General features: G+C 46.7%; 13 protein-coding genes. 2 read left to right on the plus strand and 11 right to left on the minus strand.

Annotated features, from left to right (window positions below):
• The 5 genes from tamL to NCI00_RS21225 form a co-directional block, all read right to left on the minus strand.
• Positions 1-2,349: a translocation and assembly module lipoprotein TamL gene (gene tamL, locus NCI00_RS21205; protein WP_253530964.1), complete on the minus strand. Its 2,349-nt coding sequence runs from the start codon at positions 2,347-2,349 to the stop codon at positions 1-3.
• Positions 2,346-7,118 (minus strand): translocation/assembly module TamB domain-containing protein, encoded by a 4,773-nt coding sequence (locus tag NCI00_RS21210; RefSeq protein ID WP_253530967.1) that lies wholly within the window; start codon positions 7,116-7,118, stop codon positions 2,346-2,348. The genes tamL and NCI00_RS21210 overlap by 4 nt, the downstream gene beginning before the upstream one ends.
• Before the next feature lie 67 nt (positions 7,119-7,185).
• Complete coding sequence (locus NCI00_RS21215; protein ID WP_253530969.1) at positions 7,186-7,923, minus strand: hypothetical protein; 738 nt, start codon at positions 7,921-7,923, stop codon at positions 7,186-7,188.
• Positions 7,924-8,109: 186 nt separating this feature from the next.
• A complete protein-coding gene (locus NCI00_RS21220) occupies positions 8,110-9,093 on the minus strand; it encodes a pyruvate dehydrogenase complex E1 component subunit beta (RefSeq protein ID WP_166560794.1) in 984 nt (327 codons plus the stop codon).
• A 146-nt stretch (positions 9,094-9,239) separates the two neighbouring features.
• Positions 9,240-10,658: a cytochrome P450 gene (locus tag NCI00_RS21225; RefSeq protein ID WP_253530971.1), complete on the minus strand. Its 1,419-nt coding sequence runs from the start codon at positions 10,656-10,658 to the stop codon at positions 9,240-9,242.
• A gap of 219 nt (positions 10,659-10,877) precedes the next feature.
• Here NCI00_RS21225 and NCI00_RS21230 point away from each other — a divergent pair, with 219 nt between their 5' ends.
• Positions 10,878-11,771 (plus strand): OmpA/MotB family protein, encoded by an 894-nt coding sequence (locus tag NCI00_RS21230; protein ID WP_114068975.1) that lies wholly within the window; start codon positions 10,878-10,880, stop codon positions 11,769-11,771.
• Positions 11,772-11,951: 180 nt separating this feature from the next.
• Here NCI00_RS21230 and NCI00_RS21235 read toward each other — a convergent pair whose 3' ends face one another.
• The 3 genes from NCI00_RS21235 to NCI00_RS21245 all read right to left on the minus strand — a co-directional run bounded on the left by NCI00_RS21235 (position 11,952) and on the right by NCI00_RS21245 (position 17,670).
• Positions 11,952-16,262: a M4 family metallopeptidase gene (locus tag NCI00_RS21235; protein WP_253530972.1), complete on the minus strand. Its 4,311-nt coding sequence runs from the start codon at positions 16,260-16,262 to the stop codon at positions 11,952-11,954.
• Positions 16,263-16,555: 293 nt separating this feature from the next.
• Positions 16,556-16,945 carry a hypothetical protein gene (locus tag NCI00_RS21240; RefSeq protein ID WP_253530973.1) on the minus strand — a complete coding sequence of 130 codons (390 nt, stop codon included), beginning with the start codon at positions 16,943-16,945 and terminating at the stop codon, positions 16,556-16,558.
• Positions 16,946-17,280: 335 nt separating this feature from the next.
• Complete coding sequence (locus NCI00_RS21245; protein WP_253530974.1) at positions 17,281-17,670, minus strand: hypothetical protein; 390 nt, start codon at positions 17,668-17,670, stop codon at positions 17,281-17,283.
• 677 nt (positions 17,671-18,347) lie between these two features.
• On the opposite strand from NCI00_RS21245, the gene NCI00_RS21250 reads away from it, so the two are divergent.
• Positions 18,348-20,000, plus strand: a complete 1,653-nt coding sequence (locus NCI00_RS21250) for a S41 family peptidase (RefSeq protein WP_253530975.1) — start codon at positions 18,348-18,350, stop codon at positions 19,998-20,000.
• Between the two features lie 152 nt (positions 20,001-20,152).
• Here NCI00_RS21250 and NCI00_RS21255 read toward each other — a convergent pair whose 3' ends face one another.
• From NCI00_RS21255 to NCI00_RS21265, 3 genes are all read right to left on the minus strand, one after another.
• A complete protein-coding gene (locus NCI00_RS21255; RefSeq protein ID WP_253530976.1) occupies positions 20,153-20,926 on the minus strand; it encodes a glucose 1-dehydrogenase in 774 nt (257 codons plus the stop codon).
• A 96-nt stretch (positions 20,927-21,022) separates the two neighbouring features.
• Positions 21,023-21,484: a hypothetical protein gene (locus NCI00_RS21260; protein ID WP_253530977.1), complete on the minus strand. Its 462-nt coding sequence runs from the start codon at positions 21,482-21,484 to the stop codon at positions 21,023-21,025.
• Positions 21,485-21,493: 9 nt separating this feature from the next.
• On the minus strand, positions 21,494-22,681 hold the full coding sequence (locus NCI00_RS21265) for a M20 metallopeptidase family protein (RefSeq protein WP_253530978.1): 1,188 nt from the start codon (positions 22,679-22,681) through the stop codon (positions 21,494-21,496).
• Positions 22,682-22,707: the final 26 nt, after the last annotated feature.

Genomic DNA, 22,707 nt, shown 5'->3' on the forward strand with positions numbered 1-22,707 from the left:
TCAGAACGAATAACCAACGGCAATGTTAAAAACTAAATTTTCTTTTCGCCAAGGTTTGCTTCGTAAATCAAATTGATTGATCACCCACCGCTCGTTTTCGGGCAGCCAGGGCTTTCGAAATGGCACCGCTAAGTCGAGGCGTAGGAGCACAAAAGGGGTAATAATCCGTAGCCCGATTCCTCCACCCACGGCTACCTGTTTGTAAAATTGGTTGGTAAACACCGCATTTTCTTCGGGCGTATAAAACGAATCATCGTAATTGCGGTACATCCAGATATTGCCTGCGTCGGCAAACATCGCGCCTTCAAAATACTCACTGATGCGCAAACGCAGCTCACTGTTTGCCTCCAAACGAATATCTCCAAAGGCCACATTTCCGAAAATATTGGTGGTTGCCGTGTCCAATTTATAACTTCCCGGACCCAGCGTTCGCGCCCGAAACGCCCGTATCCCGTTTGTTCCACCCGCAAAATACTGCTTAAATTGCGGCAACGACAAGGAGTTTCCGTACGGAATACCCAACCCAATCAAAAGGCGATTTGCCCAGCGGAGCTTGGGACTGACATTGCGATAATGACGAACTTCCGCATCAAAACGGGCGTATTGTTCGTACGGAATGCCGAACACCTGCCCTACTTCCTCACGGCGTTTGGCAATCAATCCCGCCACGTTCCCCGCCAAATCAACCCCGCCCGTTACGACAAACGTATTTTTGCTCAACGGCTTTGGGGTAGGCGTGTAGGCAATATTGTATTGTGCCCCTAAAATGAGCCGATTTTCCAGAATTTTAAAATAACGCAACAAATCCTGGGGTTTAGCAGTGGGGTCAATAATAAGATTTAAAAACGCCTCTCCGTCAATAATCTTTGGTTTCACCACGTTCAGGGCAATCGGCAAAAACGTGTGCTCGATCTGGGTATTTTTTCGCCAACTATACCCCCAGTTTAATTTAATGGAAGTTTGACGATAAAGCCCCTGCTGGGTTAGCTGTTCAAAACCAGTTGTCAAGGTGGTTTTGGGTAATGTTTGGTTTTTATCGGGCCGTACTTTATAAAACGGCAATACAAATCGTGGAAACGATAGCTCCGCCTCAACACTCGTGCGGTAGAAATTTCTTACTTTGGAAGCGGTGTCACTTCTGCCTCCTATCTGCAAATCTAAACCCGCATTGGCCGTAATACGGAGCTGCTCCGCCGCCCGAAAAAGATTCCGATTGAGCCAAGTCAACCCCACCTGCGCCCCTGCCAAGTTATTGGATTTAGTCACCCCGCTGAGTTCGGCGCGGAGGGTTTTCTTTTTCAGGGGAGTGAGGTAATAATACACGTCCAACAAGGCCGAATCTGAACGCGGCAGCAATTCAAATTGGTTTTTGACAAACTTAAAATTTTTGAGGTTAATCAGCCGCGAGAGCGACACATCGTGCAGTTCGCTGCTGTAGAGCGTTCCCTTCCGAAACCCAATGGCATCATAAAAAATGCGTGGGCGGTAGGCGTGAGCGGGGTCAATAATCCTAATGTTGCCACGTCGTCCGGTCACCTCGGCCAGCGTATCGGTCCTCAAGCGTCCATTGTCTGAAATGACGTAAATATTTTGAACAAAATACCTTTTCAGTGCTAACTGCGTCGTATTAGGCTTTAGCTCAACATACAAACGCGTCTGGTGATTGTTAAGGTTTGTATCGGCCTTTACAATCAGATAATCGGGGCGAAAATAGTAAAATCCGTGTTTTTTAAGCTCACGCTCAATGCGATTGCGCTCTTCTTCGATAACCGCCAAACGATAAGGAGCGCCTTCTTTCAAGAGGGTATTTTTTTGGGTCAGTTGCAGATTCTTAGAAAAAACGGAGCTGTCTTTGGTGATAAATTCAACCGTTTTAATGGTATACCGTTTTCTTAACCCCACCGTATAAACGGCCTTGGCTCGGCGTTTGGTTTCGGTCATTTCTCCCGAAGCCGTCGAACGAAAATAGCCTTCGTTGTTCAAATAATTCGTAATCACCGCGCTGTTGGTCGTAACCGCCCGCTTGCTCGCAAAAACGGGTGATTCGCCAAAACGTTTCCGAAACCACCCCCGGAAACTCTTTTCTTTTTTGGGCTCTCCCAGAAAATAATACAACCAAACTTTGTAAGGGAACCCCAACAATATGCTGTTGGGTTGGGGCCGCAGGATGGGTTCAAGCTCGGCTTTGACCGTTTTAGCCGTCTTGGCCGACACGTTGGAGTCGGGCGCCATCTTTACCTCCGCTCCCACATACAGGCTCTCGTTGGGCGGCAGATAGCGCGAGACCGAACAGCCCATAAAAAAACTGGACAGGAGTACGAGAAGTATACAGCTAAATCTAAATGTCATTTTTTAAACATTTCTTTCAATTTGTCGTAATCTAACACTACCGCAAAACTCACGCCCGTTTCTACAATAAACCCTTCCAATACCGCCTGATACTGGTTTTTTCGGTAGGCCCGAAAAGCATAGCGTCCATCCCGGGTCAGGTTATAATTTACGTTTACATTGTCAATGATTTCGGTGGAACGAGCCGCTCGTGCGCCGCCTTCGATTTCAAAATTACGGCCTACATTGACCGTGAGGCGGTCATCCATAAAGGCTTTGCTCAACCCTACATTCAGGTCAGTTTGGGCGGCAGTACCCGTGGTGGTCGAAACGGAGGTAGAATTGAGATTGAAATCCAATTTTACGCCTTTAATCAAATCAGAAGCCAACATATTGAGTTGGTCGGTTAGCAGTTTACTCACACTTTCGCGGGCAATCAGCTCAGGATTCACACTCGAAAAGAAATCGGATGACTGCTCACCCGAAAATTTATTCAGCACCAACAACGAAAAGACTTGTTTGTTCATGGCCGCTTGGTTTTGCTGAAGTTCACCAAACACCCCATCGTTTTCTATTCTCGAAACTTCATCTGCCGACATTCTCGTTTTATCGGGCCGAATATCAAAAGTAATTTGGGGTTTTTCCAAACTTCCCTGCATTTTGAGCAATACCTGAAGCGGAAGTTTTTTGTTTTTATAATCTGCATCATTCGGAACAATCGGCGTCAATTCAGCCGTAACGGGATACACCGCCGTGATGTCTACGTCGGCTTTCATCGGGTCGCCAGTCCAAATCAAACGACTCCCTTTTTGAATGGTAAAACCGCGTTTCAGAATCTCAAACGTGAGGTCATAGGAGCCTTGGGTTATTTCGTACAAGCCCAAAATAAAGACCTGACCACTTGGCGATATTCCCGCGTTAAGTTGGGCATTGCCCCTTACTTTTAGGTTATCGCCGTTGAGTTCATCTACCACAATGGTGAGTTGCGAGCGGTCGTCCGCTTCGAGGTTGAGCGAGATTTCAGAGGCAAAATCAACGGAGGTGGATTCGATTGCGCTCGAATCCACCACAACGGGTTTGTTGGGATTTATAAATTCAACAATGCCCTCCGTAGCATTTTCTCCAAAATTATCGTCGGGCAAAATAACCGTAATATCACTTCCTTCTTTGAGTTTTACGGAGCCGTCAATGGCTGGTTTTGAACCCACCCCCGCCACGTGCAGGTTGGCGTCCACAATTCCTTTTCCGTAGAAAAACTCATTTTCTTTCCGAGTGGCATTGAGCACCGTAAAATCTTTTCCGACGATATTTAGGTCGTAGGAAACATCAGGAATTTTAGCAATGTTGATTTTACCGTCAATCTGCAACGGGCGGTTGGCGGTATCGCTTACCACAAATTTTTGCAGTAAGATATCTGACCCTTTAAACTGTAAACGGCTGTTGTTGATACGGTACGTGGCCCCCAGCTGAGTGACGTTAAACGACACACTGTCAAACGCGACACTGCCATCAATCTGAGGTTTGTCAATTGCCCCTTTGATGGTCGCTTTGCCCGCCAGCGAACCACGCGTACGCCGCAACTCCCCAAGGCTAAAGGCTTCTACGGTCTGCATTCCCATCCGACGAATGTCCAGTGTTAAATTCAGCGGTGTTTTACTTTTGAGTAAGTAATTTCCGCTCAACTGCACATCGTTTTGGGCACTTTTGAGGGTGGCTTCGGCCACAATATTATCAGCCGACTGATTGGCGGCTTTGGCATTCAGATTACCGATGAGAATATCCATCACCGTCAAATCACGAATGGAAAAATCACCCGTAAACGCAGGGTTTTCTTGCGTATAATTCTGCAAAATAACGTTACCTGCTAGTACCCCCCCCATGAGCGTAGAATCGGCCATAATACCCACCAACGGGCGTAAATTAAGGCTATCCATTTCGATTCTCAGTGGGCCATTGGGTGTATCGGTCAGGCTATTCACAAAAAGTCGCTGCCGATTCTGGGTAATGGTAAATTTGCGGGCTAGTAGCCCATCTTTTCCAAACTGAACGTAGCCCGTGGAATCGGCGGTCCAATTTTTATAATCAAGCAACAGCCCCCGCCGCCGTAATTGCAGGCGATAATTATTTTCAATCGAAGCCAGTACTCCCTCCATTCCGTGGCGGTCTTTATCCAACGAATCTTTGAGCACCAAGTTAAATCCTACGATATTGTTGGCGATTTCGCCATTTAGGTACGTGCGTCGAATGTTGGTCGTTCCCGACGTTACTTTATCCACATAAGCGGCATAATTGGCTTTATTGTTGGCTCCGTCTACGTTAATGGTTACCCTTTCTACCAACATACTGTCGTATTCTACCAGCGGTGCTTGTAGTTTCAGCCGCAAGGTAGTATCCTGTTGACTGTTTAATTGCATAGAAAACCGCACCGTGTCCATCCGCGTCAATTCAGGCACAAATGCCTTCAGGGCGGCATGGTTGGCCATTTTACCCTCTAAAGAAAACCGATATGGCTCGGTGATGGGCTTGTATTGAATCTCGGGCAGGGCAAAGTACCGATTGATTTCGGTCAACAAAATATCGGCAAGTTGCTCGTAACGAAACACCCCCGTAGCGCGAGCTTTGAGGAAAGGGGCATCAATGACCGCCAATCGTTCGCCATTTTCATTTTCGAGGTTCAACGACAGGGTTTGCAAAGGAATCTCTTTCCCATCCTGAATCAACACTCCGTCCTGAATCAGCAGCGTACCGCGCGGGTCGGCGGGGTTTGTGGAAGGAAAAACAGCGTTTATTTTCCCACGAATCCCGAGGTTTTCACTGTACAGATTGAGGGGCTTGAGTCGTAATTCGTCAATGTCCGCTTCCGCCGATATCACTGGATATTCGGACCGCAAATCAGCTTGTACATTGAGACGTAAGGTAGCGTTAGGGTCGGCAATGGCGGCGACAAAATCGGCTAACTGCTGACGATACGTACCTTCAAGATTCAGATTTTGGTAGGTATATCCTTTAACATCCGCGCTCAAAACCGTGCCTTTCAGCTCCGCCTGCAAGGTTTTTGGGTCAATCCCCTGCCCGTTGACGGTTGCCGTCAACGAAAGTTTCCCGAGTTGCTCTGGGGGTTGTTTGAGCAGTTTCCCTGCGTTAAAATCTTTTAAAACCAGCGTTCCTTGATAGGCTTCATTTCTACCTCTGACAAAATTCTTCAGATTCCCTTCAAACGTCGCGTCGCCCATGTCGGAGGCCAAACGGGTGTTCAGATTGAGGTCATTCAGGCTGCCTTTCACGGTACCCGTCAGCAGCAGTTTCGTAGGAATTTCGATAGAAGCAGGCAGGACATCCTTGGGCGCAATACGTTCAATATCGGCCCGGGTAGTAGACAATTCGCCGATTTTCAAATCCAAGGCCATTTTTTGCGGGTCGGGCAATCCCGCAATTTTCCCCTCCATGCGCAGGTGAGTTCCTTGCAGGGTCTGTACGTCGACGGCCTTCAGGGTTAATTTATTGACCTTGCCCGTCACTATTCCATTTACCTTGACAATGGCCGTTGGATTGCGGTCAAAAGGTGGTGTTTTTCGAAGGGTGGGCATCCAAGTCAACACATCTTTAAAACTGATTTGGCTGTTTTTCAGGTTGACATCTACGCCTACATTGCCAATATTATTGGTCAATTCATCCAACGAACGATAACTTAAAACGGCACGATTCCGAAGGATGGTTTCGTTGGTTTGGATAAACAGATTTTCAAGGGATGTTTGAGTGTTGGAGTAGACAAAATCGGTTTGTACCTGACGCAACACAAAGCCTCTTTTCTCCACCATACTTGCTGATTTCAACTTCCCAGCGGTACGTTCGGGGGTAAAGACAAAGTTTTCTAGCTGCGTATTAAATTGGCTTATGTCTACATTCAGGCTCTCGGTTCGGTAGGCTAGGTTTGTATTTTGTACCCCTACTTTTTTGAGCGAGAGCGCCAGTTTATCCAAATGAATGTAGTCACTTTCCAAATCCAATTGCCCAATTTTACCGCTTGCTTTCAGCTTCTGGGTCTCGTCGTTGTAGGTAATTTCGTAATTCTTAACCTGAATTTTTCCCAATTTTAAATCCAAAGAATCGGCGAAATTGACTGTTGCCAAACTATCTGTACTAGGTTTTGTAGGCCGAAGCGGGGCGTACATTCTCACCGTAGCTTTGCCCGCGTTCAAGACCGTGTTGGTCAAATGATACCGGTTGTAAGAGGGGTTAAAAGCCGAGAAATTTACGTTTGATTCTTCAATCCAAAGAGCGGCGTCGGTTCCGATGATGGCATCGCGGTACAATACTCTTACATTTTTGAGTTTGATGGCATCCAAACGCATATCCAGCGGTGTTGACGCGGTATCGGGCTGGGTATCTGGACTACTAAATGCCTGCGTAACGAAGGCGAAATTGAAAGTAGTATCGGGTAAAGTACGACGAACGTTGAGGTAAACATTTTCTAGTTCAATGTTATTTATGCCCACTTTGTTTTGCATCAATCCCCACACGTCCAAGTCCACAAATACCCTTTTGCCCATCAGCAGGGTATCCCTCTGTTTATCTTCCAGATAAATATTTTGTAACTCTATCCAGTCAGGCAATTGAAAACGTACCTGCGCGATTTCAACGCGGGTCTGAAGTTTTTGGCGCAGATACGATACCACACGACGCGTAAGCCAGTCTTGTCCCGACCCCGTTTGTAACCAAACGATAGCCGTTCCCAAAACCAATAACAACCCAATGAAGACCAGAAGAACTATTTTGCCTACTTTTCTCAAACCGGTATGGCGATGCTACCACGCGGGTGGTACGGTGTTTAATCATTGAAACTGTTCTTTCTCTCTTTTATCTTGCAAATGTATTGTCTGAAATTGTTGGATTGAACTCCATGATGGTTGTGACTTTTACGGGCTTTTTATCAATACTACTCACATAGGTAGACTCCGAAGGGTACGAAATACCGTAGGTAGACTTGGCATACTGGGTATGGTCGCGGGTTTGAACCTCGCGGGTGGGCAGCGTCAGTTTTTCCCGAACCAGTAGGCTCGTGGCTACGTCAAAATACAAGTTATATTTCACTCCTTTTCCTTCCATTTCTACTTGGTAGGCGGGTTTCCCGTTTATTTGCTCCGTGCCTACAACCGTAGCGATGTAGCCTTTTTGGGTATAATTGCTGAAAGGTGCCAACAAATCGCCTAGCTCGCGGCGCATATTTTCGCGTTCTTTTTCGCTCAAATCGCTCGTTTGAAACTGAGTGACTTTGTCGCGGCTGCCGATGGGGATTTTCACCCATCCATCCGTTCCTTTGATTCCGTAAACAAAATCACGTTTCATGATGGTACGGATTTTAGACAACGCCTGCTGAGGCAACGCCCCCTGTATCACTAAGTCATAATCATTGGCCGTTCCTGCCCGATAGGCCTGTTTGATGGTGTACGTTTGTACGGCATCCCAAAGCCCTTTTCCGCCCGTAGCACGGTAGAAATTATTAAAGATTGTATCGACGGGAACGGCACCCGTTTGGGCGTTGAGCCCCGCTTGGGCCAACATTACAATCAGAAAAGTTTTTATGAATCGTTTCATTGTATGAAAAATTGATTAGTCGGTTGAATAACTCCAAAAATAGCAGTTTTATGATAGGAATTTTATTAAAAAAATCATGCCAAACAAAAAAAGCTCCTCGAAAGGAGCCTTAAAAAAATAAAAAATTGAACGTCGGATGAATGAGATTGTCCCCTTTCACTCCTGACATTTAACAGTTTTTTAGTCTTAACTACGGTACATAACCGCCTTCACGGCGTCGATGGTACGCTTAACGCTTGGCAAGGTTGCTTCTACCAGCGTAGGTGCGTATGGCAATGATACGTCCATGTTGTTGACCCGAATCACGGGGGCATCCAAATAATCAAATGCTTTGCGTTGAATCATGTAGGTTAATTCAGTAGCAATAGATGACAACGGCCAAGCTTCTTCAACCACCACGCAACGATTTGTCTTTTTTACCGAATTAATAACCGTATCATAATCAATCGGGCGCACCGTGCGAAGGTCAACGAGTTCGGCGTTGATGCCCATTTTTGCCAATTCTTCAATGGCAGGGTTTACCACGCGCGGAATCATCTTCCCAAACGATACAATGGTCACGTCCGTACCTTCTTTTTTCACTTCCGCTTTGCCCAACGGGATAATGTACTCTTCTTCGGGCACTTCTCCCTTATCTCCGTACATCAACTCTGACTCCATAAAAATAACGGGGTCATTGTCGCGGATAGACGCTTTCAGCAGTCCTTTTGCATCGTAAGGATTGGCTGGAACGACCACTTTCAATCCAGGCGTATTGGCGTACCAGTTTTCAAAATTTTGAGAGTGTTGCGCTCCCAACTGACCCGCGTTGCCAGTAGGCCCGCGAAACACGATCGGACAGCTGTATTGACCCGCCGACATCGAAAGAATTTTAGCGGCGGAGTTAATCACTTGGTCGATGGCAACCAACGAGAAGTTGAACGTCATAAATTCCACGACGGGACGTAAGCCGTTCATTCCAGCTCCCACGCCAATCCCAGCAAAACCCAATTCGGCAATGGGCGTATCAATGACCCGCTCAGGTCCGAATTCATCAAGCATTCCTTGACTTACTTTGTAGGCTCCGTTATATTCGGCGACTTCTTCACCCATCAAAAACACGCTCGGGTCGCGGCGCATTTCTTCAGAAAGGGCCTCACGCAAGGCTTCACGGAAAAGTATTTGTCTCATTGTATATGATGTAAAATTCAAATTTGGGTTGAAAACGGCCGTAAAAATAGGAATTTTTTGTAAAATCGACTCATAAACCTTTCCTCCTCTGCGCGAAATTCGTTTGCGCACGCTGGCAGGCTCCTCCAAGCTTCATTATTCGCCCATTATTTCAAGGTTTTCTTACTAACTTTCAAGTCATTAAGTGCCTTTATATGCATTTTTAAGGCTTTTTTAGGTCGTAAGGTAACCAACGGGTCAGGCACGGCATCCTTTCTCTCAACGAGCGAAAAATCAAACTTGCGCACCAACAAGGCTAACACAATCTGCATTTCCATCAAGGCAAAATTATTGCCGACGCACATTCTGGGGCCGCCTCCAAAGGGAATGTAGGCATAGGTGGGGCGATTCTTGGTATTTTCGGGCAAAAAATGGTCGGGGTAAAATTCGTGGGGCTTTTGCCAATGCAACGGGTCGCGGTGAAGCAAATAAATCGGCAGCAGCAGGTAGGTATTGGGTGCAATGGCATGGCCGCTCAATTGGTCTGCCCCCAATGCCCTTCGCCCCATTACCCACGCGGGCGGATACAGGCGCATCACTTCCTGCACCACTTGAAGGGTATATTTCAGTTCGCGCACAGTTTCAAACGTCGGCATTCCTGCTTCACCCAATACTGTTTTTACTTCTTCCCGAAGCTTATGGAGAACGTCCTCGTTTTTTGTCAGCAAATAAAACGCCCAAGACAGGGCATTGGCGGTGGTTTCGTGGCCTGCCATAAAAATCGTCGTTACTTCATCCCTCAACTGCCGGTCGGTCATGGTCTCCCCCGTTTCCTCGTCTTGCGTATGAATCAACATATCCAGCAAATCGTCGTACCGAACCTCGGGGTTGTGTTTTAGTTCTTCGCGGCGGCCTTCGATAATGCTGTAAATAACCGATTCTACTTTTTTTACCGCCTGCTTAAAGCGCAAGTTTCGCGGTGTGGGGACGTACAGAGGAAGGCGAATAAAACTCTTGAGGGTGTTGTCGGCAAAGTGCATAATCTCGTTGAGCGATTCCGAAATACCGCCCAAGCGGTGTTTCACATCGGTACTAAACAGCGCTTGGGTCACAATTTTCAGGGTCAGATTGAGCATTTCTTCCGACATATTCAGGGGTTCTGTCTTCTCGTGTTGTTCCCAACGCTGCACCAAGTTCGTTACTTCATCGTTCATCATTGCCACCATCAACGCCAGACGCTGTTTGTAGAAAGCAGGCTGGGTCAGTTTACGTTGGCGTCGCCAAAAATCCCCTTCGCTGGTCAACAGACCATTGCCCAAAAATATGGCCAATACTTTATACGCTTCGCTTTTGTGGTAATTGCGGTTGTTTTCTTGCAATACGTGCTTGGTATCTTCTGGGTTGAGCACTAAGACAAAATCACGGTTCACTAAATTTAGTCTCACTAAACCTGCCCCTCTAAAATCTTTTTGCATTTTTTCAAGAAAGCCTAAAGGGTTGCGCACAAATGCCGATGTATTTCCCCAAAAGGGACTTTTTTTAGCTTCGGGGATAGTACTTAGTGCCGATTTAGAGTAATTCATCATAATAGTACCCATGATTGTAGCGCAAAGTATATTTATATATCCTTCTGATATATCATTTCCCTTGCCTATCTTTGTGACGTTTTTTTGAACTTTTCCTAAAAAGTGTTCTTTTATGTCAAGTAAAAAAAACAAAAAAAGTGTTTATGTATTTAATTAAAGACAACACCGTTGTTAATTTCTAACCTTAAATTTAACCATTCACCTCAAACCTCATAATCAATGAGAAAGATTATTTTATTTTCCCTGTCGGTATTATTATTTGCATCTTGTAACAAAAAACAATTAGCTCAACTGACCAAAGATAAAGCTGAACTTCAGGCTCTTCTTGACAAGAATAAAGCTGATTGTGACGCACTTAGTGCAAAACTTAAAAATGACATCAGCGATTTGAGCAACCAAATCAAGATGAAAGATGGTGACATCACCAACGAGCGGGCCAAATTGAAAGCGATGGAAGATGAGTTGGCTTACTTGAAGCGTACAAACACCAACTTATTGGATCGTCTTTCTGACCTCTCTATCGTTAGCAAAGATGGCGCCGAAAGCATCAAAAAATCATTGGATGCCCTCAACCGTCAGAGCTCTTACATCCAAGATTTGAACTCAAATCTGCGCCGTAAAGACTCGCTCAACTTGGCCCTTGTGATGAACCTCAAGCGTTCGTTGGACAATGTAAGCGACGAAGACGTAAACATCGAAGTGAAAAAGGGAGTGGTTTATATCTCTCTTTCCGACAAAATGTTGTTCAAATACGGCAGCTACGACATCACCACCCAAGCTGAAAACGTGTTGAGCAAAATTGCTAAAGTCGTAAACGACCGCAAAGATTTTGACATCTTGGTAGAAGGCCACACCGATAGCGTACCGTATAGCAGCGCTTCTGTATTGGAAGACAACTGGGATTTGAGCGCAAAACGCGCTACCTCGGTAGTACGCGCCCTCCAGAAAAAATACGGTGTAGCTCCTGAGCGCATGACCGCTGGCGGTCGTGGCGAGTTTGTGCCTAAAGTAGCAAACGACAGCAGCCAAAACCGTAGCCGCAACCGTCGTACCGAAATCGTTATTTTGCCAAAATTGGATCAATTCTTCCAATTGTTTGATTCAGGCAAATAAGCATTCGTAAGAATAAATTTTCATAAAAGGAGCGGTGTCTTTCGGGACATCGCTCCTTTTTTTGGTAGAAATACATAACTTCATCGTTGTTTTTTCGCCGCCCCTCTTCAAAATTAGCAAAAAGCGGCAGTATCGCCAACAAGGACGCTACTGCCGCTGCAATGAAAACTACCTAATATTTTACTTCACAATCATAAACTTGCGGGTGATGCTTCGTTTATCTGCCTCAAACCTCAACAGATACGCTCCATTGGGCTGATGCGACAAATCTGTTTGGTCCTGCTGCCAGCCACCTTCTCCTACTAGGGTCTTTTGCGTAATGACACCGCCCGTGAGATTGCTAAATTGCAGCCTCGCTTTTTGGCCTTTCTCCAAATAATACCGCAGCGTTATCTTCCCGTTGGTAGGGTTCGGGTAGAGTTGAACCGTGTTTTCAGCTTCAATCAACATCGGCTCACTGTTCACTTCATTGGCCGCTCCCACCCGCGCGCCGCTCTGGATACAGGCTTTTTTGATGCATATATACGCCGAGCCGCTGCTCAGATTGATCACATTATTGCCCGAATTCAGCGAAGCAGTTCCTAAGCTAATCTCCAAATAGTCATTAATGCCCGTTTGGTTGACATTGACCGTCTGGACACTGCCCCCGTTGACCGACCAGCGAATCACGCCCGGCCCTTCGTGCGAACGATAATGCGCTTTGATGGTGTAGGTGCCTGCCCCCGAAGCACTGACGGTGTAGTTACGGATTTCGTACTGATTACCAGAACATTGGATGGATTCGGCACTGCAATTGGCACTGCCCCCGCTGCATCCGCTGACCGTCACATTAGCATTGGCGGTTTGGTTGCCGCAGCCCGCTTTGGAGGCCGTGACGGTGTAGGTATAGGTACCGTTGGATGAAGGCACGTTGGTATTGACTGATGCGCCACTGCCGTTCAGGCCGTTGCCGCTCCAGGCGTAGCTCACACTGCCGCAGTCGCTGCCCGTGCAGCCAGCCGTCAGGGTGATGCCCGCTCCACAGCCCGGATTGCCGTTGTTGCTGCTGGCCGTAACGCTGAAATTACAACTGCTGCCCCCGCTGCCGCCGCCCGTGAGGCACATCCGATCCTGCCGGGTGGAGTTACCGCCCGTTCCCTGCACCCGGATGGTATTGGAGCCCGCGTTCAGGCTGACGGTGAAGGTATATTCGGTCCAAACGATGTTCCATGAACCTGAATAGGGAAGGCTGACGGATTGGGCATTGCCGCCGTTGACGGTCAGGGTGACGTTGCCGCCGCCGTAATACCGCAGTTTGGCCGAGTAAGTCCCTGCCGAAGGTACGTTGGTCACGACGTAATCGACGTAATGATTGTTGTTGTTTTCCGCCCCTCGGGTCTGCCCGTTGGAGGCGTTGGGGTCACTGGTAATAGGGCCGTTGCCCGAAGCACTTTCCGCTTCCAGACACTGATTGAGCGTGCCGCCGCTGCATCCGCTGACCGTCACGTTAGCATTGGCGGTTTGGTTGCCGCAGCCCGCTTTGGAGGCCGTGACGGTGTAGGTATAGGTGCCGTTGGATGAAGGCACGTTCGTATTGACCGATGCGCCACTGCCGTTCAAGCCATTGCCGCTCCAAGCGTAGCTCACACTGCCGCAGTCGCTGCCCGTACAGCCTGCCGTCAGGGTGATGCCCGCCCCGCAACCTGGATTGCCGTTGTTGCTACTGGCCGATACGCTGAAATTACAACTGCTGCCTCCACCCGAAGCCGAATACAATCGACAGGCAGGAACGATTTGATTGCCCTGATTGGGATAACTCCAAAACAGTTTGGCTTCATAACCGCCACCGCCCTGCTTCCATTCTATTTTGATGTTGTACTTCTGGCCTGCCGTCAGATTCACGTTAAAATTATGATCCTTGGGCGGGTAATCTCCGAAATCATCGACCACCTGCACGTTGTTGAACCACACCCTGACGCCGTCGTCGGTGCGCATGTTGAAGTTGAACATACCACTGGCGGGGGCTTCTACCTGCCCTTCCCAACGAGCGGAAATATTGTTGCCCGCCACGGAGGTGCCGCTGATGGTTTGGCCCTGCGTTCCTGCATAATCAATGGGTCCCTGGGTATAGGTGGCGATGGGACTGCCCTGTAAAGCTGTACCCGAAAAATAGGTGGCCGACAGCCCCGTCCCGCTGCCGCAGCCCGAAGGCGGAGTGCCACCACCACCATCAAATGGAATCAGGCGATTGCTCGGGATGGGACGCTCCAGCGCTCCGCTGGGCAGTTGCCAACCCACGGCAAGGTTATCGCCGCCACCACCTTCTTTCATGAGGGCTTCCACGTAGTAGCGTTGGCCTGCTTGTAGGGTAATGGGCGCCGATTGTTGGGTGCCGTGCCAGCCCCACTCGCGCGAAGGGGTCCAAGCACTGTGATACGCAATGCGGCTCAGGTTGGAGGGTTGGTCGTTAGGGCTGATCCAAAGTTCGGAGTTATCATCGCCCGCGATCCAGAAGGTGTAGTTGCCCGTGGTGGGCGGGCACACGTAGCCTCTGATGCGTACACCGTAGTTGTCGGCAATATCGGTGGGGGCTTCAAAGAGGCTGAGGGTTTGGGTATGAGAAGGGGTATTGTTGAGATTGTTGGTGTTGTTGCGCAGGTCTTGGATGGAAGTACCGCCGCCGATGTTGTTCCAGCGCTGGTAGCTGATGCTGCCCGTGTTGGGGCAGGTGGAGCTGTTGCCGCCGCAATTTACGTTAACAGATACATCATTATAACTAAAATTACATCCTGACTTTGTAGGATATACCGTATACGTATGAATGCCCGCTGTGGCGGGTGCATTAATTGTAATTGATTGACCGCTACCTATTGTGCCACTACTATTTGACCATGAATAGTTTATATCATAACATCCTGATCCCGTGCATGTAGCTGAAAGAGTAATGGGTGTGTTGCAGGATGGGTTGGAATTGCTTACACTGGTATTGATAGTGTAATTACAATCAACAGGACAAAAAGTCCATGGATTGTTATCGGTTAAAAACCATGCATTTTGTACTTGACGCATTTCCATTGAACAGTCCCCATATAAGTCCCTTGCTGCGTAGATAGTTGCATTACGCATATCTGGGTAACTGGAATATTGCTGTATGTAGGTAGTTAATGCTTTATAAACAATTGCCAGCGCCCGGTTAAAGTCAATGGCATTGACGCGGGTAGTAATGTTGGGGTTATTAAAGCCCGTGCAAAGCATATTAAACCAGCGATTCATTACACCGCTATTGATATGTACGCCCCCAAAATCATCACATGAACCGCAGGTATTAGCCCAGTTGGGGCCATAGTACCGGTCCGGTTGAACTACATCAAGGGAGGCTAAAGGATTAGCCATATTTCTTAAAGCCAACCCTACATCTTCTCCCAAGTCCCAATTCCAGCCATTGGGATTATTGGCAGATTGTGGATTAATCATAATATGCCGCTCCAAGGCAGTGCCAAAAATATCGGAAATGGACTCGTTAAGAGCCCCCGACTCTCCTTGGTATTCCAAACCATTCGGAACAGCATTGAACGTGACTGCATGCATGTACTCATGCCCAACCACATCTATCGTTACCGTACTGTTACCATTTGAAAGACCGTAGGTAATCTGATTGGTATTTGAACTCCAGCCAGCACCATTTGCCGGCCAATCGGTTAGTTGCCTTGGGTAAGAACCCATTCCATTAACTCCGTCTCTACCTATCGGAGCATCCGGTGTGGGAGATTGACTCATAAACTGAAACATACGCTGTGCCAACCAGTGCGCAGTTTGCGCATTGCGGTTGTCTATGTTACCCCGCCAGTCGTTTCCAATATTAATTACATCTCCTATTTGGTTGTTAGGGTGTAGTCTTTGGGTAATGAGCGCATTGTCAAAAGAACGGAGCCAATGTTCATTGTTGGTGCTGGCAGGTTGGGGACTTGTGTCAAACGTCAAATCCAACTGTCCATTTGCGAATCGAGGATAGTTAGGAATAAAAGTAGAAGTAACCAATGGAGCATTGATGGATGCAGGAACAGTAACAACATCATTCCCGATTGGCATCACTGGATTTTTGTCAGTATGCTTAAAACAGTTATGAATCAGGGAGATTTTCTTGACAATTTCGCCCGTGGAGGCATCCACATATACCTTGAAAGCATTGAGGGTTTCGTTTCCATAAATAGCAAAAACATAACACAACCTAAAATTAGCACTTGCTACATCGTCAGAAAGTCGTGCTAATAGTAAAGTCCCTTCGGGTTTCTTTCGGCCCATCTTTTCAAGTTCTTCCAAAGTGACTTTCATATTACCCAAAGCAATCTCCAAGGCTTTGGGTTCGGGCATGGGTTTGGAAATATCCTGATTTAAGCCTTCAGGGATTTTACCATGCGCAATGGTCAACACATCGGCCTCCGAATGGAGCGAGAAAATAACCCCTTCTACAGGAATGTTTTTGTAGTAAAGCTGATAGTGACGCTGACGCAACTGTTTTTTGTCAGTCTCATCTTTGAGGAGTTTAAAATCATACTCACTGCCAAGCCCTATGCTGTTGCCGTAGTCTTTGAAGAAGGTAGTGGGATTTAGCTTGGATTCTTTCCTGAATTCTATCCAGCCGTCGTTGTCAGTACGTGTGGTAAGGCTCTTGAAGTTCCTGTTGTCCTCACGCAGGTATTTGGGCTGGTACTTCGAAACGCCGTTCGTTTGGGCTATTAGTCGCCCCCCCCATAGACTATAAATAAAAAGTAAAATATTATTGTATTTTTCATAGTGGCAATTGGTTAATCAATTTTTTCAATTTTATCAATTACAATATGAGGAGAGGTGCCAACACCAAACGTAGTACAAGCATCACAGTTGAATATCCTTCCCCAAATCCGATATTTAAAAGGTTGAGGCTTTCCCCGTACATAGGTATTCTCGTAAGTGGCAAACTTTTCAAGTTGAAAAGGGCATAGAAGGGGAGCGTCACCACCTTCTATAACAAACCCAGCACTTTGGTATAAATCCGCGCGGGCATTTTTGATGGTTTTCATGTACTTATAGCGCCCATTTTCAGGGCCGCAAGAAGTGGGGTCTTTTTTTCCACAACTCACGCTCATCAGCAGCACAGCGGCGGCGTAACAGGCCCAAAGTCTCCAAGGGCTTGATTTTCTTTCTTGATTGTTCATGTTTTGAATGGTTTAAGTAATAAAACGGTCGATAGCCTGAAAAAAAACATTTTTAATGGCTCCATAAATGTGATGGTTTGAGGGTGAAAAAATAACTATTGGTTCATCAAAAAACAGAGCGTTTCAAACGAGGAGTAAATTCAAAAAAGGGGTGGCACTCTTTCAAAATAAATTCTCTATAAAATAATTAGACTACATAGATTGCTTATATCTTTTTTAATGCTGCGTTATCCTCACGCAAATATTTGGGTTGGTATTTTTGAGCAAATACTCGCCCCCCCATAGACTATAAATAAAAAGTAAAATATTACTGTATTTTTCATTGTGGCAGTTGGTTAATCATTTTTTTCAATTTTATCAATTACAATATGAGGATAAGGGTCTTTTGTAAATGTAGGGCATGCGCCACAGTCGAATATCCTTCCCCAAATTCGATATTTAAAAGGTTGAGGCTTTCCCCGTACATAGGTATTCTCGTAAGTGGAAAACTTTTCAAGTTGAAAAGGGCATATAAATGCGGTATCGCCCCCTTCAATGACAAACTCGGCATTCTGGTTTAAATCAGCACGGGCATTTTTGATGGTTTTCATGTACTTATAGCGTTGATCTTCGGGGCCACAGGAAGTGGGGTCTTTTTTGTTACAACTCACGCTCATCAGCAGCACGGCGGCGGCGTAACAGGTCCAAAGTCTCCAAGGGCTTGATTTTCTTTCTTGATGGTTCATGTTTTTAATGGTTTAAGTAATAAAACGGTCGATAGCCTGAAAAAAAACATTTTTAATGGCTCCATAAATGTGATGGTTTGAGGGTGAATAAATAATTATTGCTTCATCAAAAAAACAGAGCGTTTCAAACGAGGAGTAAATTCAAAAAAGCGGTGGCGATGAGAACACCACCAAAGGCGGAAACGATAGCAATACCAGAATGCCAATCATTTTTAGGGCTGCTATCAAAAAACCGCTTGCTAAACTTACCACACCAACAAGCCAAAGTCAATAGCTACTGAGAAAAGTACAAAACCCACATTTGGGGAAAATAACCGATAGGAATAAAGCCAAAAAGGGATACAAAAGCACCGCGAAATCACATTAAAGCCTGGTGAATCCTACCAAACTACGGGTGAACTCAACTGGTAACTAAGCAAAAAAATATACCTGAGCGCTTGCTTAACGGCAATTACTATACGTCAAATAAATCATCTAAAATCACCATTCTTGCTCTGCCCAGAGGGGTGACTTTCAACAAAACAGCTGTAAATTATCTTTTTCAGCGAGCGGTGTCTTTCGGGGCATCGCTCCTTTTTTTGGTAGAAATACATAACTTCATCGTTGTTTTTCGTTACTTTACAACACAAGATTCAGAGACGACCTGCCATCAACTTTTCTTACGATTCATCCCAACCATGAAACACCTCCGCAAACTCACCTTAGCCGCCGTTTGTATGATTGGCGTAGGATTCTTTGCCTTTCGCCCCGACGAACGTTTTTTCGAAATCGCTCGTAACCTCGACATTTACGCCACGCTGTTTAAGGAGCTGAATCGCTATTATGTAGACGAAATCAACCCCAATCGCCTGACCAAGATGAGCATCGAATCCATGCTCAAAAATTTGGACCCTTATACCAACTTTTACGCCGAAGACGAAATCGAAGATTATCGTACCATGACCACGGGCCAGTACACGGGCATCGGGGCCATCATCACAAACAATAAAGGCAAAAACATCATTTACTCCATTCTGGAAGGTTCTCCTGCCGAAAAAGCGGGGCTTCACATCGGGGATGAAATCGTAAAAATTGACGGGGTAGATTTAACCACCCGCAAAGATGCCAACCCCGACAAATTGATGAAGGGACAGGCCAACTCAACCGTAAAATTAGCCGTACGCCGCGTAGGAAGTCCTTCACTGCTCGAAATGAACGTAACCCGCGAATTTGTTAAAACGGGCAATGTACCTTATTACGGCATGTTGAACGATGAAGTGGGCTACATTGACTTGAAAGATTTTAACCAAACCGCCGCCCGAGAAGTCAAAACTGCCTTGGTAGAGTTGAAAGGAAAAGGCATGAAAAAACTGGTGCTCGACGTGCGCGAAAACCCCGGCGGATTGCTTGACCAAGCGGTATTGATTTGTAATTTATTTATACCAAAAGATGCAGAAGTTGTTTCGAACCGTGGTAAAGTAACAGAATGGAACAAAACCTACACCGCGCCGATGGCCCCCGTCGATACCGAGATTCCGTTGGTGGTGTTGGTCAATGGCCGCAGCGCTTCGGCCTCCGAGATTGTGTCGGGTGTGATTCAGGATTATGACCGTGGGGTCTTGATTGGACAGCGTACGTATGGCAAAGGATTGGTCCAAACCACACGCGATTTATCTTACAATACCAAACTAAAAGTAACCGTTGCCAAGTACTACATTCCGAGTGGCCGTTGCATTCAGGCGATTGATTACAGCCACCGCAACGACGACGGCAGCGTGGGTAAAATTCCTGATTCTCTCAAAGTAGCTTTTAAAACCCGCAACGGTCGCACCGTATACGACGGCGGTGGCGTAGAACCCGACGTTCCGACGGAGTTGGTCAGCCGCACGTCTATCGTTAATAGCCTCAACAGCAAAGGGTTGTTCTTTGACTACGCCCTCAAGTACCGCGCCGACCATCCTACCATCAAGCCTGCCAAAGAGTTTGAATTAAACGATGCCGACTATCAAGGATTTGTGAATTGGCTGAAGGATAAAGAATACGATTATACTACGCAGGTAGAAAAAGACCTGAGCGAGTTGGAAGCATCAGCCAAGAAAGAAAAATATTTTGATGCGGTGCAGGAGCAATTCAAAGCCCTCAAAACCAAACTTACGCACAGCAAAGACACCGATTTAGCGATGTTCAAAAAAGACATTAAGCAGGTTTTGGAGCGCGAAATTGTTTCGCACGTGTACCTTCAAAAAGGGGAGCGTGAGTTTGTGTTCCGCACCGACCCCGAAGTAAAAGCCGCCCTGGATTTATTCAAAGATATGCCCCGCTACGACAAAATTTTGAAAGGCACGAAGTAGGTTTTTGAACCGCAAAATGATAAACCGCACAGGCGGCCCTGTGAAAAATGTAAAATGTAACGTAGGGGCAGGACTCGCGTCTGCCCTTGCACCAAAAAAGGCAGCTATCGTTTTGAGCGATAGCTGCCTTTTTTATTCCTAAAATACTAAAACTACTCAGGCGTTACGTAGGCCGCCGTAATACCGCCATCCACCAAAAAGTCGGTTCCTGTGATGTAAGATGATTCGTCAGAGGCGAGGAAAAGCGCGGCATAGGCCATTTCTTTGGCTTCGCCAAAACGACCCATCGGAACGTGCACCAAGCGGCGTTGTTTCTTTTCTTCGGTATTCAAAAATTTCATCAACAACTCAGTACGAAGTGGGCCGGGGCAAAGCGCATTGACCCGAATGCCTTCGCGGGCGTGAATCACCGCCAACTCACGGCTCATTGACAACACGGCTCCTTTGCTTGCCGTGTAGGCAATCTGCGGAGTAGCCGCTCCCAACAAAGCCACAAAAGATGCCGTGTTGATGATGCTACCGCCACCCGCACGTTTGAGGGCAGGAATGGCATATTTACAACCAAAAAAGACCCCTTTCACGTTGATGTTCATCGTCAAATCCCACACCGATTCTTCGGTCGTCACGGCATTATCGTCATCACTGTGCATGATGCCCGCGTTGTTGAACACAATGTTCAATTTGCCAAAGGTTTGCTCAGCAAAGGCGACCATGTTTTCGCAATCTGAAGCTTTTGAAACATCGCACCGTACATAGGCAGCTTTGCCACCTTGGTTCAAAATCAATTGAGCCGTTTCTTGTCCGGCGGTATCATTAACATCGGCCACTACCACGGCGGCTCCTTCTTGGGCAAATAAAAGTGCTGTTTCGCGACCGATGCCGCTGCTTCCGCCCGTAACAAGGGCAACTTTATTGAGTAAACGCATACGTAAGTTAAATTAAACAGGGTGTTTGTAAATGAGAACTATTTTTAAATATCAGCCAGTGATGACAATACATTTTTAGTGTTAATAAGTGATTCGTCAGAGTTGCATTTCTTTGGGTATCATGCCCATAAAAGCTTTGTACACACGCACAGCACCCTGGGGCGCAGGATATTTGGAATCTCCCCACACCACCTTATGCTCTTTCTTCCCTTTTTTATAAATGATAAAATAAGACGTTCGGCCAGGATGCTGAAAGTTCATGGTATCAAATTTTACATCCTGCAATGACTTGAACGCTATTTCAATGTTCTTCGGATTTTGCTGCCCCAATACTTCAAATTCTTCCGAAGTATTCATCCGCCGAAAAATACCCCCATCATCCAGCAGTCGATATTCTTTCTCCAAACCTCCAATGGCCTGTCCAACAATCATTTGCCGTCCTCCAAACGTAAACGGATGCGTTGAAACCGCAAACGGCGTAGGGGGCTTGGTGGATTGCGTTTGGGCATATAGATTCCCAAGACCTATAAAAAGCAGGGCAAGAATTCCTTTTTTCATGATGTACCCTTAACTAATTTTCAATTCTTCCAACGCCAGCCACGCCATCAAACCGGGGCCTATTTCGAGGGCTGCTTCGTCGATGTCAAACGTAGGGGTATGCACTCCCGATACAATTCCACGAGCTTCGTTGCGTGTTCCGAGGCGATAAAAACAAGCATTGGTCACCTGTGAATAAAACGCAAAATCTTCGCCTGCTAGCCACAAGTCCAAATCAATGACATTCTCGGCCCCCATATAATCAATTGCCGCTGCTTTGGAACGACGCGTTAATTCGGGGTGATTTTTCAAAAAAGGATAACCTTTTCTGACTTCGACTTCGCAGCTTCCGCCCATGGCTTCGGCAATTCCTTGCGCCATTTTGGTGATGCGTTTCCAGCCTTCTTCGCGCCATTCTTCATCCATACAACGGAACGTTCCTTCGATGTATACTTCGTTGGGAATCACGTTGGTGGCACCGTTGGCAATGACTTTGCCAAATGATAATACCGACGGAGCCGCTGGCTTACGGTTGCGGCTAATGATTTGCTGCAAACCCACAATAATGTGCGACGCAATCAAAATGGGGTCAATCAGCATATCGGGCATGGCTCCGTGGCCCCCTTTTCCCTTTACGGTCAAGTAAAGCTCATCGGTACTTGCCATGTACATCCCTTCTCTAAAACCGATTTTTCCGACGGGAATATTAGGCGCAACATGTTGCCCCAAAATACTCGCTGGCGAAGGATTTTGCAGAACTCCTTCCTTAATCATCAAGGACGCCCCGCCTGGGATTTTTTCTTCGCCTGGCTGAAAAATAAGTTTAACCGACCCTTCAAAATCACCCCGTAACTCGTGCAAAATACGCGCTGTACCCAGCAAGGAAGAGGTATGCACATCGTGCCCACAGGCGTGCATTACCCCAGGGTTTTGAGATTTATAGGGTACATCATTGGCTTCTACGATGGGCAAAGCATCCATATCAGCCCGCAAAGCCACTACCCTACTCTCGGGATTTCGACCTTCAATCAGGGCCACAACACCCGTGTTGGCCACGCCTTCCTGCGGCGTTAAGCCAATTTCTTTCAATCGGTTGGCTACAAATTGAGCGGTATTAAACTCCTGAAAAGACAACTCAGGATGCGTATGTAAATGCCGCCGATTAGCCACCGCATCTGCCGCGTAGCTTTTGGACAAGGCTTTGATTTTTTCTAACATTGTCGTTTATTAAGTATTTTTGACGG

This window comes from Runella salmonicolor (assembly GCF_024158025.1).
Taxonomy (GTDB): domain Bacteria; phylum Bacteroidota; class Bacteroidia; order Cytophagales; family Spirosomataceae; genus Runella; species Runella salmonicolor.

Bases quoted from the DNA above. Each gene is read 5' to 3' on its own strand.
- NCI00_RS21255 (WP_253530976.1), bottom strand. From the start codon at position 20,926: ATGCGTTTACTCAATAAAGTTGCCCTTGTTACGGGCGGAAGCAGCGGC.
- NCI00_RS21230 (WP_114068975.1), top strand. From the start codon at position 10,878: ATGAGAAAGATTATTTTATTTTCCCTGTCGGTATTATTATTTGCATCT.
- NCI00_RS21225 (WP_253530971.1), bottom strand. From the start codon at position 10,658: ATGATGAATTACTCTAAATCGGCACTAAGTACTATCCCCGAAGCTAAA.
- NCI00_RS21260 (WP_253530977.1), bottom strand. From the start codon at position 21,484: ATGAAAAAAGGAATTCTTGCCCTGCTTTTTATAGGTCTTGGGAATCTA.
- NCI00_RS21245 (WP_253530974.1), bottom strand. From the start codon at position 17,670: ATGAACCATCAAGAAAGAAAATCAAGCCCTTGGAGACTTTGGACCTGT.
- NCI00_RS21220 (WP_166560794.1), bottom strand. From the start codon at position 9,093: ATGAGACAAATACTTTTCCGTGAAGCCTTGCGTGAGGCCCTTTCTGAA.
- NCI00_RS21215 (WP_253530969.1), bottom strand. From the start codon at position 7,923: ATGAAACGATTCATAAAAACTTTTCTGATTGTAATGTTGGCCCAAGCG.
- NCI00_RS21240 (WP_253530973.1), bottom strand. From the start codon at position 16,945: ATGAACAATCAAGAAAGAAAATCAAGCCCTTGGAGACTTTGGGCCTGT.
- tamL (WP_253530964.1), bottom strand. From the start codon at position 2,349: ATGACATTTAGATTTAGCTGTATACTTCTCGTACTCCTGTCCAGTTTT.
- NCI00_RS21265 (WP_253530978.1), bottom strand. From the start codon at position 22,681: ATGTTAGAAAAAATCAAAGCCTTGTCCAAAAGCTACGCGGCAGATGCG.
- NCI00_RS21250 (WP_253530975.1), top strand. From the start codon at position 18,348: ATGAAACACCTCCGCAAACTCACCTTAGCCGCCGTTTGTATGATTGGC.